Annotated in this window: 13 protein-coding genes; 7 read left to right on the forward strand and 6 right to left on the reverse strand. The window is 55.1% G+C overall.

Annotated features, from left to right (window positions below; translation table 11 throughout):
* Positions 1-173 precede the first annotated feature (173 nt).
* Positions 174-1520, forward strand: coding sequence for an MATE family efflux transporter DinF (gene dinF, locus BMI79_RS08555; RefSeq protein ID WP_076941731.1), 1347 nt, complete (start codon positions 174-176; stop codon positions 1518-1520).
* A 43-nt stretch (positions 1521-1563) separates the two neighbouring features.
* Here the strand turns inward: dinF and zur are convergent, their stop codons facing one another.
* On the reverse strand, positions 1564-2073 hold the full coding sequence (gene zur, locus BMI79_RS08560) for a zinc uptake transcriptional repressor Zur (RefSeq protein WP_076942054.1): 510 nt from the start codon (positions 2071-2073) through the stop codon (positions 1564-1566).
* A 243-nt stretch (positions 2074-2316) separates the two neighbouring features.
* On the opposite strand from zur, the gene BMI79_RS08565 reads away from it, so the two are divergent.
* Positions 2317-2889 carry a sugar O-acetyltransferase gene (locus tag BMI79_RS08565; protein WP_076941732.1) on the forward strand — a complete coding sequence of 191 codons (573 nt, stop codon included), beginning with the start codon at positions 2317-2319 and terminating at the stop codon, positions 2887-2889.
* Positions 2890-2894: 5 nt separating this feature from the next.
* Here BMI79_RS08565 and BMI79_RS08570 read toward each other — a convergent pair whose 3' ends face one another.
* Genes BMI79_RS08570 through BMI79_RS08580 form a run of 3 tightly spaced genes read right to left on the reverse strand, consistent with a single transcriptional unit; the run spans position 2895 to position 4711 of the window.
* Positions 2895-3650, reverse strand: coding sequence for an anti-sigma factor family protein (locus BMI79_RS08570; protein WP_076941733.1), 756 nt, complete (start codon positions 3648-3650; stop codon positions 2895-2897).
* Positions 3647-4147, reverse strand: a complete 501-nt coding sequence (locus BMI79_RS08575; RefSeq protein ID WP_279626663.1) for an RNA polymerase sigma factor — start codon at positions 4145-4147, stop codon at positions 3647-3649. Before BMI79_RS08575 ends, BMI79_RS08570 begins: the two co-directional genes overlap by 4 nt.
* Positions 4148-4183: 36 nt before the next feature.
* Complete coding sequence (locus BMI79_RS08580) at positions 4184-4711, reverse strand: tetratricopeptide repeat protein (RefSeq protein ID WP_076941735.1); 528 nt, start codon at positions 4709-4711, stop codon at positions 4184-4186.
* Positions 4712-4905: 194 nt separating this feature from the next.
* Between BMI79_RS08580 and dusA the strand changes: the two genes are divergently transcribed.
* Both dusA and pspG read left to right on the forward strand, forming a co-directional pair.
* The gene (gene dusA / locus BMI79_RS08585; RefSeq protein ID WP_076941736.1) at positions 4906-5916 is read left to right on the forward strand and encodes a tRNA dihydrouridine(20/20a) synthase DusA; all 1011 of its coding nucleotides are present in this window, start codon (positions 4906-4908) and stop codon (positions 5914-5916) included.
* 283 nt (positions 5917-6199) lie between these two features.
* Positions 6200-6418, forward strand: coding sequence for an envelope stress response protein PspG (gene pspG / locus BMI79_RS08595; protein WP_037403994.1), 219 nt, complete (start codon positions 6200-6202; stop codon positions 6416-6418).
* A 293-nt stretch (positions 6419-6711) separates the two neighbouring features.
* Here pspG and BMI79_RS08600 read toward each other — a convergent pair whose 3' ends face one another.
* Complete coding sequence (locus tag BMI79_RS08600; protein ID WP_076941738.1) at positions 6712-7701, reverse strand: quinone oxidoreductase; 990 nt, start codon at positions 7699-7701, stop codon at positions 6712-6714.
* A gap of 178 nt (positions 7702-7879) precedes the next feature.
* On the opposite strand from BMI79_RS08600, the gene dnaB reads away from it, so the two are divergent.
* Together dnaB and alr are read left to right on the forward strand one after the other, a co-directional pair.
* Positions 7880-9292: a replicative DNA helicase gene (dnaB, locus tag BMI79_RS08605; protein WP_076941739.1), complete on the forward strand. Its 1413-nt coding sequence runs from the start codon at positions 7880-7882 to the stop codon at positions 9290-9292.
* Between the two features lie 17 nt (positions 9293-9309).
* Positions 9310-10389 (forward strand): alanine racemase, encoded by a 1080-nt coding sequence (gene alr / locus BMI79_RS08610; RefSeq protein WP_076941740.1) that lies wholly within the window; start codon positions 9310-9312, stop codon positions 10387-10389.
* Between the two features lie 266 nt (positions 10390-10655).
* Here alr and BMI79_RS08615 read toward each other — a convergent pair whose 3' ends face one another.
* Positions 10656-11423, reverse strand: a complete 768-nt coding sequence (locus BMI79_RS08615) for a transporter substrate-binding domain-containing protein (RefSeq protein ID WP_076941741.1) — start codon at positions 11421-11423, stop codon at positions 10656-10658.
* A 208-nt stretch (positions 11424-11631) separates the two neighbouring features.
* On the opposite strand from BMI79_RS08615, the gene BMI79_RS08620 reads away from it, so the two are divergent.
* A complete protein-coding gene (locus tag BMI79_RS08620; RefSeq protein ID WP_076941742.1) occupies positions 11632-12099 on the forward strand; it encodes an Lrp/AsnC family transcriptional regulator in 468 nt (155 codons plus the stop codon).
* Position 12100 lies beyond the last annotated feature (1 nt).

Below are 12100 nucleotides of genomic sequence, written 5' to 3' on the forward strand. Positions count from 1 at the left end.
AGGCGGCAACTGAATGAATCCCCAGGAGCTTACTCAAGTAAGTGACTGGGGTGAGTGAAGGCAGTCAACACCCAAGCAACTTGAAGTATGAAGGGTATATCTACATCGCTCCAGCTCTGGGGCGATATCTTTTCTAAACGCCCATCACCGCACGGCTACGGGAACATTTCACTATGCGCCTGATCTCTGCTTTTACCAGCGATACCGATAAAGCCTTGTGGCGCCTGGCGTTGCCGATGATCTTCTCCAATATCACCGTTCCCTTGCTTGGCCTGGTGGATACTGCCGTTATCGGCCATCTTGATAGCCCGACCTATCTCGGCGGGGTTGCCGTGGGCTCCATGGCGACCAGTTTCCTGTTCATGATGTTGCTGTTCCTGCGTATGAGCACCACCGGGCTGGCAGCGCAGGCGCTGGGCGCTCAGGATCCGCAACGGCTGGCCAAGGCCTTGATGCAACCTCTGTTGCTGGCGCTGGTGGCCGGATTGGTGATTGTGCTGCTGCGTGAGCCATTGATCATATTGGCGTTGCAGATTGTCGGGGGCGACAAGGCCGTCTTGGCGCAGGCGCGGTTGTTTTTGGAGATCCGCTGGCTGAGTGCACCGGCGGCACTGGCTAACATGGTGCTGCTTGGCTGGTTATTGGGCGTGCAGTATGTGCGGGCCCCAGTGATTTTGCTGATCGTCGGTAACCTGCTGAATATTGTGCTGGATATCTGGCTGGTGATGGGATTGGGCTGGAATGTGCAGGGCGCGGCGGCAGCCACGGCGGTTGCCGAGTATGTCACGCTGGTGCTGGGCCTGTGGCTATCGTGGCGGGTGCTGAGAATACGCGGGATTTCGCTGGCGATGTTGCGTCGGGCCTGGCGCGGTAATCTGCGCCGTTTGCTGGCGCTTAATCGCGACATTATGCTGCGTTCGTTATTACTGCAGCTGTGTTTTGCCTCGTTAACCATTCTTGGTGCGCGTATGGGCAGTGAAGTGGTGGCGGTTAACGCGGTGCTGATGAATCTGCTGACCTTCACCGCTTACGCGCTTGATGGTTTTGCCTATGCCGTCGAGGCGCATTCTGGCCATGCTTATGGCGCACGGGACGATCGCCAACTGCATAACGTATGGCGTGCGGCTTGCAGGCAAGCTTGCCTGGTGGCGCTCGCTTTTGCCGTGGTTTATGGGGTGAGCGGGCAGCTGATTGTGGCGGCCTTAACCTCGCTACCGGAGCTGCGTGCGCTGGCAAACCAATACCTGCCCTGGCAAGTGGTGCTGCCGTTGGTGGGCGTGTGGTGTTATCTGCTGGACGGCATGTTTATTGGTGCGACTCGTGGGGCAGAAATGCGTAATAGTATGGCGGTGGCCGCCGCCGGTTATGGGCTGACGTTATTCACCTTGCCGATGCTGGGTAATCACGGCTTATGGTTGGCTCTGATGGTGTTTCTGGCCTTGCGTGGAGCGGCATTAGGGTGGATCTGGCACAGCCACCGCCTGCGGGGGACCTGGTTTCCATCAAGCCATAACGTTTGAGAGCGGGGGAACGTGGCGCTAGGGGGCTGCATGGTTACCGCACTTATTTCTTCTTGATTGCGATACTGTGGTCATGATCGCAATCGTGCTTATTTTCACAGGCTTCTACCTCAACGCAGGCCGAACACAGGCCGTGTGCTTCAACCACGCTATGGCGCAGCGCAAATCCTGATTCTGTTGCCAGTTTCTGCAGCGTTTCTTCCACACCTTCCGTTGTGCGCTCGGTCACTTGCCCACAGCGATCGCAAATAAACAGCGCAGAGGTGTGCATGGGCTGTTCAAAGTGATGGCACAGCACATAGCTGTTGGCCGATTCGACACGGTGGATAAAACCTTGTTCCAGCAAAAAATCCAACGCTCGGTATACCGTGGGCGGCTTAGCCTGAGGTTCGGCGACGCGCAGCAGATCGAGCAGATCGTAAGCGCTGATTGCACCGGGTTGCTCTGCCATCAGGCGTAACACTTCCAGCCGTTGCGGGGTGAGTCGCACGTTGCGTTGCTGACAGATTTGTTCAGCCTGCGCGAGCAGCTTTTGCTGGTTGGTTGAGTTCATGGCAAATATCCCGGTACGCAAAGAAGCTGATTTTAACATGTTTCAGCAGAATCGCCGAGGGTTGTGCCATTTATCCACATAATGCGGTGTTAATCGGCAGCCTAGGGTTGAAGCGAATATTTAAAATGAGAAACCGCTCACGATTTCTTGCCGTTCTGTTCGAACGAGTGAATTCTGGGGTAGGTTTTGGCATGAGGTAGCGGTATAACGCGCAGCAGGAACGCTTTTATCGGGAGCTTTAACATGACAGAAAGAGAAAAATTGCTGCGTGGCGAGATCTATAACAGCCGTGATGAAGAGTTGATTGCCCTGTATCACCGGGCGCGCGGCCTGACCAAACGGCTGGCGGCCCTGGACTCCCATCAGGCTGCAGAGAAGAAAAACCTGTTGCGTGAACTGTTTGCTGCCTGGGGGGATGAAAGCTGGATCGAATTGCCGTTCTGGTGTGACTATGGCCAGCATATCAGCATCGGTAAAAACTGCTTTATCAACGTTAATGCGGTATTTCTCGACTGCAACACCATTACCATTGGTGATAACACGCTGATCGGCCCGAATGTGCAAATCTACACGCCAAGCCATCCGCTCAAGGCCAGCGAGCGCTTTAGCGGTAATCCTGCTTTTCCGTTTAAAACCTCGGCCAAGCCGGTGACGATCGGCTGCAACGTCTGGATCGGCGGGAACGTGGTGATCCTGCCGGGTGTGACCATTGGTGATGGCACCACCATTGGCGCAGGTAGCGTGGTCACCGGAGATATTCCGGCCAACGTATTGGCGCTGGGGCAACCGTGCCGGGTGATCCGCGCACTGGAATAGCGGCTTCAGCTTGCCAACGCTTGCCGCAATTGGGTGGCAAGCGCGTTCATCTGTTGGGGAGGATTATGGCCAATCAGCATAAAGCTATGGCTGTTATCAGACCAGTACACCAGATTCATCCCCATACGCCGTTCACTTTCTGCTGATGCTTCGCCAGGTTGCTGAATGATGCACAAGGCCAGCGGCCCATATTGCCCATCAATATAGGTTAGCTGCGCGATGCGCTTGCCGTCGTAAGCCAGTATTCGCGCATTCTTCAGCGTTGCTCCCGTTAATACCAACTGCTGCGGCAGCAAAGTGATACTGAGCTGCTCGCCAGCATATTGCAGTTGAGCGGCCAGTTCTTGCGGGGAAGGGGGATTACCAGCCAGCGTTTCTGGCGTATACAGCGCCATATACTGTGCCACCAGGCTGCGCCAGTTCTCTTCCGGCTGGTTGAGCTGCAGGAAGAGGCGATCGCCTGCTACCCCTAACGCCAGAAAGCCAATGGCTGCTGCCATCAGCCTGCGGCGGGTGATCCTGGGTGGAGCAGGCCGTAAGAGCGTTTGCAGGCCCGCCTGTAGCCGTTGCACCGGCGCTTCGTCGAGCAGTGGCTGGAAAGCGGTTTTGAACGGCAGGTTGCTGCCAGCCAGAAAGGCCAGGCGAGCCGCCAGTTCTGGATCTCTGGTGAGGCGTTGCTCCAGATCATGTCGCTGTGAGCGCTCCAGTTGATCATCCAGATAAGCGACCAGCAGTTCGTCAACATCGTGATGAGCGCTCAAGATTTTTCTCCTGTCGACCGCGCCGGTATGTCCTGCAAGGCACTGTCGTTCGCCAGCCTCAGGCGGGCGGTAGCCAGGCGGCTCATGATGGTGCCGAGCGGCACACCAAGCACCTCGGCCGCTTCCCGGTAGGGCAGATCTTCCACGTACACCAGAAAGACCGCATTACGCTGCGCTTCCGGTAGCCGGTTCACGCGCTGCATCACCTGATTGGTCCAGATAGGATCGTCGTTGCTCGCTGAGTCAGCAAGTTCCTCTGCGTCGACAAAGCCTTGCCCCTGACGAATATGCTGCGCCCGAACTTCATTGAGCCAGATAGAGTGCAGAATAGAGAACAGCCAGCGATCCATACGCGTACCCGCGCTAAACTGTGCGGCACGCTCGAGCGCCCGCACACAGGTGGCCTGAACCAAATCGTCGGCAATATCCCGCCTGTGGCAAAGCACCAGGCCATAGCGCCACAGGCGGGAAAGATATTGCCCGATCTCGTTGCGAATCGCGTCGTTGCTGATAGCTGCCTCCGAGGTGCAACCTCATGACTCAGGATGATGGTCGATAGCCGCGGCCAGATCGCGATACTCTTCACATCCGGTTCCGCACAGTGATTTGATTACCGTCAACTGCTGTTTGGCCAGGTCCGGACGGCCTTTGATCATGTAGGCTTCACCCAGATATTCGCGGACTTTCGGGTAGTTCGGATCCAGTGCCACTGATTTTAAATAATAGCTGATGCCTTCATCGGTGCGGCCGAGTTTACGGGTGGCATAGCCGCGATAATTCAGCGCTACGGCGGTGTTGGGATCTTGTAGCGTGTTGAGAACGTCCAATGCTTCCTGATAGCGGCCACTTTTTGCCAGCGCATAAGCGTAGTTAGCCCGGTCGCTGTCGCTGAGCTTGCTGCTCTTTTCTACCGTGCAGGTTTTGGTTTTACTGTCGTATATTTGGCCTTTCGGGCAGGTTGGCGTGCTCTGGCTATTGTCCCCCATGGCATGGGTAAAACCAGAAAACAACAGGGTGCTGGCGATGGCAGGTAGCAACAGGTTTTTGATGAAACGGTTCATGGTGTGTTCCTCGGTGGGATAAGGCGTTCTGTGTTACGCCATTGAGTAGAGAACACTTGTGAACGCCGATTTATTCATTTCTTTTTAGGCAGTTTTCCCAAGACCGCCGATTGCCGTTATAATAGCCGTTTGCGACACTGGCACAGACTGCCGGTTGTTGAACTCCAGACATTTCAGGTAGCCAGTAATTCAGCATGACGACAGATAATCACGCCTCTCAATACGCCGCCAATCGCTTCTCCATCGCGCCAATGCTCGACTGGACCGATCGTCATTGCCGTTACTTTCATCGCCTGTTGAGCAAGGAAACGCTGCTGTACACCGAAATGGTGACCACCGGTGCGATCATCCATGGTAAAGGCGACTATCTGGCCTACAGCGAAGAAGAGCATCCGGTGGCGTTACAACTGGGCGGCAGCGATCCGGCGGCACTGGCACACTGTGCCAGGCTGGCGGAGCAGCGCGGTTATGATGAGATCAACCTCAACGTTGGTTGCCCGTCGGATCGGGTGCAGAACGGGATGTTTGGCGCGTGTCTGATGGGGCAGGCGACGCTGGTGGCTGATTGCATTAAGGCGATGCGTGATGCGGTATCCATTCCGGTGACGGTGAAAACCCGTATCGGCATCGACGATCAGGACAGCTATGCCTTTCTGTGCGACTTTATCGGCACGGTTGCCGGGCGCGGTGAATGCGATATGTTCACCATTCATGCGCGTAAAGCCTGGCTTTCCGGGCTGAGCCCGAAAGAGAACCGCGAAGTGCCGCCGCTGGATTATCCGCGTGTCTATCAGTTAAAACGCGATTTCCCGCAGTTGACCATCGCGATCAACGGTGGGGTGAAAACGCTGGAAGAAGCGCAACAGCATTTGCAGCATCTGGATGGCGTGATGATGGGCCGCGAGGCATACCAGAACCCTGGTATTCTGACGCGTGTCGACAGCGAAATCTTCGGCTCTGCGGCGAAGGTGCTCAGCAGCGTGGAGATTATCGAATCGCTGTATCCGTACATCGAACGTGAGCTGGCCAACGGGACTTATCTTGGCCATATCACCCGCCATATTCTGGGCCTGTTCCAGGGCGTACCGGGCGCGCGCCAGTGGCGTCGTCATCTGAGTGAAAACGCCCACAAGCCGGGTGCTGATGCACGGGTAGTCGAGCAGGCGTTGCAACTGGTGCGTGCACCACGTACCGAAGTGGCATAATAATTAAACAATCTGACCAAAAATTGGTTTTTTTGACCAAGAGCGTCATAAGCCGTGGCGCTCATTTCACTGTATTTCAATCAGTTAAGTTTCCCGCCAAGTTGGCATGCTTTTTGTAAATAACAACGTATACCCTAAATAATTCGAGTTGCAGGAAGACGGCGACGCAGAGAAGCCCCAGGAGCTTACACCAGTAAGTGACTGGGGTGAGCGAGGAAAGCCAACGCACCTGCAACTTGAAGTATGACGGGGATAGACACATTGTTTTGCCAAGGAGCAACCCATGTTAGAACTTTTCTTCATTATCGGTTTTGTGGTCATGCTGCTGGTGACCGGTATTTCCCTGTTGGGGGTGATCGCTGCGCTGTTCGTAGCTGCGGCCTTTATGCTGCTGGGGGGATTGTTCGCCATGGTGATTAAACTGCTGCCGTGGCTGATTTTGGCGGTGATCGGCGTATGGATATACCGTTCAATGCAGAAACCACAGATACGCCGTTATTAATTTTTTGCTGATTTATCAGTCAGTCACATTGAAAATCAGGCAACAGTTTGCTTGCCTAATGCGGCAGAGATCACACCTTGATGTTTTAAAAACGAATGTGGCACGTTAAGCATGTTTTTTACTTTTAGGGGCTGTTAGGATGCCTTCCGCAGTAGTGATGCCGATGATTTCATCACCGCGAGAAACAATAATAGCGTTGCTTAAGCAACCCCCATGTTTCTTGTGGGCTCTGCTCTACCCCTACAAAACGCAGTAATGAGAAAGGGTTCCGCAAGGAACCCTTTTCTTTTGGTTTAAAGCCCAGGAATCAACAGGCTGGAACCGCTGGTTTTACCGCTTTCCAGCACTTGGTGTGCCGTTTGCGCATCCGCCAGCGCGAATTTCTGCTCTTGCTTCACCTCGACCTTGATCGCACCACTGCCGATCAGCGAGAACAGTTCGTTACTGGCAAACTGCAATTCCTGGCGGTTGGTGATGTAGCCGTAAAGCGAGGGGCGGGTGACATACAGTGAACCTTTCTGGTTCAACAGCCCCAGATCGACACCGGTAACCGGGCCGGAAGCGTTACCGAAGCTGACCATCAGCCCACGGCGTTTCAGGCTGTTCAGCGAATCCTGCCAGGTGCTTTTACCCACCGAATCGTATACCACGGCGACTTTCTCACCATTGGTCAGTTCCGCTACCCGCTGGGCGATGTTTTCCCGCCGATAGTTGATGGTTGCCCAGGCACCGGCGCGCTTGGCCAGCTCGGCTTTTTCATCCGATCCCACGCTGCCGATCAGCTTGGCTCCTAAAGCTTTGGCCCACTGGCAGGCGATCAGCCCAACGCCACCGGCGGCGGCATGGAACAGGAACACTTCACCGGGCTTGATCTCATAGGTCTGGCGCAGCAGATAATGTACGGTCAGGCCTTTCAGGAAGGCGGCGGCACCTAGCTCAAAGCTCAGGTTATCCGGCAGGATCGCCAGCTTTTCCAGCGGAACGTTGTGGATTTCGCTGTAGGCCCCGAGCGGAGACTGCGCATACACTACGCGATCGCCCGGCTTCAGCGCGGTGACGCCAGCCCCGACTTTAATCACCACCCCGGCCGCTTCAGTGCCCAGGCCGCTCGGCAAGCTCGCCGTTGGATACAAACCGCTGCGCACGTAAGTATCAATAAAATTGATACCGATAGCTTTGTTCTCAATCTGGACTTCGCCGGCTGCCGGATCGACAGGCGTAAAATCAACATATTGCAGCACTTCCGGGCCGCCGGTGGCGGAGAATTGGATGCGTTTGGCCATGTTATTACCTCGTCTAGATGTCTGATTCCACCCTACGCTTTCTTGTCTCGGCTATCTAGCCTGTACGATGCTGATTAATCCTTTTTTGCCATGGTGATGGCGCAAGAATCATGGATAAAAATCACGTATACTCTCGCGTCAGGATCTTCCATTCGCCACCGGATAAAGAATACGCTTCATGGCAGGAAAAAAACCAACCAACAAAACATTCGCGAACGAACCCAGAGATCGCCAGATGGAAGGGCTGAAGATGCCACCGCATTCGCTGGAGGCAGAACAGTCCGTGTTGGGCGGTTTGATGCTGGATAACGAACGCTGGGACAACGTGGCGGAACGCGTGGTTGCAAACGATTTCTTCAGCCGTCCGCACCGCCTGATTTTCACCGAGATGCAGCGCCTGCTGGAAATGAGCCGGCCTATCGACCTGATCACCCTGTCTGAATCGCTGGAACAGAAGGGGGAACTGGAGTCGGTCGGCGGCTTCGCGTATCTGGCTGAATTATCAAAAAACACGCCAAGTGCCGCCAACATCGGCGCTTATGCTGACATCGTGCGCGAACGTGCCGTGGTGCGTGAGATGATCTCGGTGGCTAACGAGATCGCCGACGCGGGCTACGATCCACAAGGGCGCAGCAGCGAGGAGCTGCTCGATCTGGCTGAGTCCCGCGTCTTCCAGATCGCGGAAAACCGCGCCAGCAAAGACGAAGGCCCGAAAGGCATTGAACGCATTCTGGAAGATACCGTCGCCCGTATCGAGCAACTCTATCAGCGGCCACATGATGGTGTCACCGGGGTGTCCACCGGTTATGGCGATCTGGACAAGAAAACCGCTGGCCTGCAGAAGTCGGATCTGATCATCGTCGCAGCCCGTCCGTCGATGGGGAAAACCACTTTTGCGATGAACCTGTGTGAAAACGCCGCGATGATGCAGGACAAGCCGGTGCTGATCTTCAGCCTTGAAATGCCCGGTAACCAGATCATGATGCGTATGCTGGCTTCGCTGTCGCGTGTGGATCAGACCCGCATCCGTACCGGCCAGCTCGACGACGAAGACTGGGCGCGAATTTCCAGCACCATGGGGATTTTGCTGGAGAAGCGCAACATGTATATCGATGACTCCTCCGGCCTGACGCCTACCGAAGTGCGCTCCCGCGCGCGCCGTGTCTTCCGTGAGCATGATGGGCTAAGCCTGATCATGATCGACTACCTGCAGCTGATGCGCGTACCGGCATTGTCTGATAACCGTACGCTGGAAATTGCCGAAATCTCCCGTTCGCTGAAAGCGCTGGCGAAAGAGCTGCAGGTGCCGGTGGTGGCGCTGTCGCAGTTGAACCGTAGCCTGGAGCAGCGTGCCGATAAACGCCCGGTTAACTCGGATCTGCGTGAATCCGGCTCTATCGAACAGGATGCCGACCTGATTATGTTTATCTACCGTGATGAGGTTTATCACGAGAACAGCGATCTGAAAGGGGTTGCTGAAATTATTCTGGGTAAGCAGCGTAACGGCCCGATTGGCACCGTGCGCCTTACTTTTAACGGTCAGTGGTCGCGTTTTGATAACTACGCAGGGCCGCAATACGATGACGAATAACCAGCTAAGGAATTGCAATGAAAGCGGCAACTGCGGTCATTGATCGCCGCGCTCTGCGCCATAATCTGCAACAGGTGCGCCGCCTGGCACCGCAAAGCCGCCTGATTGCCGTGGTGAAAGCCAATGCTTATGGACATGGCCTGCTGGAAACAGCACACACCCTGCAAGATGCCGACTGCTACGGCGTTGCGCGCATCGGTGAAGCCCTGATGCTGCGTTCCGGCGGCATCGTTAAACCGATCCTGCTGCTGGAAGGCTTCTTCTGTGCCGAAGATTTACCGGTGCTGGTGGCGAATAACATCGAAACCGCCGTGCACTGCATTGAGCAACTTGAAGCCTTGGAGCAGGCCGAATTGGCGCGCCCGGTGCCGGTGTGGATGAAGCTGGATACCGGCATGCATCGCTTGGGCGTGCGCCCTGAGCAGGCCGAAGCGTTTTATCAGCGTTTGTGTGCCTGCCGTAATGTGGTGCAGCCGGTGAATATCATGAGCCACTTCAGCCGTGCGGATGAGCCGCAGGCGGATGCGACACCGAAGCAAATCCGTTGTTTCGAGCACTTTGCCAACGATAAGCCGGGGCAAAAGTCGATCGCGGCGTCTGGTGGCATCCTGCTGTGGCCTCAAGCCCACCGTGACTGGGTGCGGCCGGGTATCATTCTGTACGGTGCTTCGCCGATGGATAACTCGCGTGCCGCTGACTTTGGATTTCAGTCGGTGATGACGCTGAAATCCAGCCTGATTGCGGTGCGCGAGCATAAAGCCGGTGAACCGGTGGGGTACGGCGGTGTCTGGGTGAGCGAACGCGATACCCGGTTGGGCGTGGTCGCCATAGGATACGGCGACGGCTATCCGCGCAGTGCTCCTTCTGGCACACCGGTGTGGCTGAATGGCCGCGAAGTGCCGATCGTTGGCCGCGTATCAATGGATATGATCTCAGTGGATCTGGGGCCGGATGCAACAGATAAAGTGGGTGACGATGTGGTGTTGTGGGGCAACCCGCTGCCGGTTGAACGGGTCGCCGCCTATAGCGGGATCAGTGCCTATGAGCTGATCACCAAACTGACCCAGCGTGTCGAGATGGAATATATCGGCGAGTAAGGTCCCCTCACCCCAGCCCTCTCCCACAGGGAGAGGGAGCTGATAGCCTCTGCTCTTTTGGTAGTAATCAGATAATCTTGGCAACCTAAGATGAGATAGTCGGTGCTCAGGATGAATCCCTAGATTTTCAGTCCGACTCGATCTGTATCCCTTTGCAAATAAGGCTGATTGAATGCCGTGATCAGGTAAGTTTCCTGACTGATAGCGCGATCGATCGGTTCCCTCTCCCTGTGGGAGAGGATTAGGGTGAGGGGGCATTCGTCAGCTTACTTCTTCACCGCCAGCCACTGATCGATAATCTTCTGATATTCGCCGGTGGCTTTGCTCAAGTGCAGCCACTGATCCACATACAGTTTCCAGCTCATATCATCACGCGGCAGCATGTAAGCTTTCTCGCCGTACTGCATCGGTTTGTCCGGGTTTACGGCACAGAGTTTCGGGTAGTGTTTCTGCTGATACAGCGCTTCAGAGGCATCGGTTATCATCACGTCGGCTTTGCGGTCCACCAACTGCTGGAAAATCCCCATATTATCGTGTGACAGCGTCAGGTTGGCTTTCGGCAGATAGGCACGAACGAAAGCTTCGTTGGTGCCGCCAGCGGGTTCGATCACCCGTACTGACGCCTTGTTGATCTGCTCTAGGGTGCGATATTTCTTCACGTCGGTACAGCGTACCAAGGGGATTTTGCCGTCGGTATCCAGGCGTTCGGCAAAAAACACCTGTCTTTGGCGCGGTAACGTCACCGAGATACCGCCCATGGCGATGTCACATTTTCCCGCAACAAAGTCAGGCATCAGGGTTTTCCAACTGGTTTTCACCCACTTCACTTTGGCGTCCAGGCTTTTGGCCAGCGACTCCGCCATGGCGATATCGATACCTTCGTAGCTGCCATCTTCTTTCAGGAAGGTATAAGGCTTGTAGTCACCGGTAGTGCAAACGTCGAGCGTTTTTTGCTGTAGTACTTTGTCCAGGTGCGATTGAGCGCTGGCGCAGCCGGTGGCAACCAGCAAAGCGAAGGGGAAAATTCTCTTCATAAACATCCTTATATTAATGGTTTTATGCGCTATTTAGCCGTTAGTTGTGGTTGATTTGCGTAATTTACCCGTTCTTTATGCCACTGATGAGCGAAGATGTCAGCTTTGCTGCTGCGTATCTCACAACCCGACAGGGGCGATGGTTTCAACGCCAAAAAAACTGATAGGCTGTAACGTCAACATTTCTTAACACAGTTTACAGGTGGTTATGTACAACATTGACGATTTTGATATGAAAATCCTGACGCTGTTACAGGCCAATGGCCGTTTGACCAATCAGGAACTGAGCGAGTTGGTCGGGCTTTCGGCCTCCCAATGTTCGCGCCGCCGTATCAGCCTGGAGCAGGAACAGCTGATCAGAGGGTATCACGCGCGGCTGGCCCCGGAGGCGGTCGGGCTTGGGCTGGTGGGCCTAATTGAGGTGAGCCTGCTAACCCACACTCAGGAGCAGATCGACAGCTTTCACCAGATGCTGGAAGACGTTGACGCGATTCTAGACGCGTATAAAACCACCGGTGACGCCGATTATTTATTAAAAGTGGCGGTGGCAGATTTGCCAGCACTCAGTGACTTCATCAGCCAGACGCTGTCGCGGCATAAAAGCGTGGCGCGGATTAAAACGGCGGTGGTGCTCAATCGCATCAAAGAGAACGGCTTACTGCCGTTGGCGAAATAAA

Source organism: Serratia oryzae (assembly GCF_001976145.1).
Taxonomy (GTDB): Bacteria; Pseudomonadota; Gammaproteobacteria; order Enterobacterales; family Enterobacteriaceae; genus Chania; species Chania oryzae.

Bases quoted from the DNA above. Each gene is read 5' to 3' on its own strand.
- dinF (WP_076941731.1), top strand. From the start codon at position 174: ATGCGCCTGATCTCTGCTTTTACCAGCGATACCGATAAAGCCTTGTGG.
- zur (WP_076942054.1), bottom strand. From the start codon at position 2,073: ATGAACTCAACCAACCAGCAAAAGCTGCTCGCGCAGGCTGAACAAATC.
- BMI79_RS08565 (WP_076941732.1), top strand. From the start codon at position 2,317: ATGACAGAAAGAGAAAAATTGCTGCGTGGCGAGATCTATAACAGCCGT.
- BMI79_RS08580 (WP_076941735.1), bottom strand. From the start codon at position 4,711: ATGAACCGTTTCATCAAAAACCTGTTGCTACCTGCCATCGCCAGCACC.
- dusA (WP_076941736.1), top strand. From the start codon at position 4,906: ATGACGACAGATAATCACGCCTCTCAATACGCCGCCAATCGCTTCTCC.
- pspG (WP_037403994.1), top strand. From the start codon at position 6,200: ATGTTAGAACTTTTCTTCATTATCGGTTTTGTGGTCATGCTGCTGGTG.
- BMI79_RS08600 (WP_076941738.1), bottom strand. From the start codon at position 7,701: ATGGCCAAACGCATCCAATTCTCCGCCACCGGCGGCCCGGAAGTGCTG.
- dnaB (WP_076941739.1), top strand. From the start codon at position 7,880: ATGGCAGGAAAAAAACCAACCAACAAAACATTCGCGAACGAACCCAGA.
- alr (WP_076941740.1), top strand. From the start codon at position 9,310: ATGAAAGCGGCAACTGCGGTCATTGATCGCCGCGCTCTGCGCCATAAT.
- BMI79_RS08615 (WP_076941741.1), bottom strand. From the start codon at position 11,423: ATGAAGAGAATTTTCCCCTTCGCTTTGCTGGTTGCCACCGGCTGCGCC.
- BMI79_RS08620 (WP_076941742.1), top strand. From the start codon at position 11,632: ATGTACAACATTGACGATTTTGATATGAAAATCCTGACGCTGTTACAG.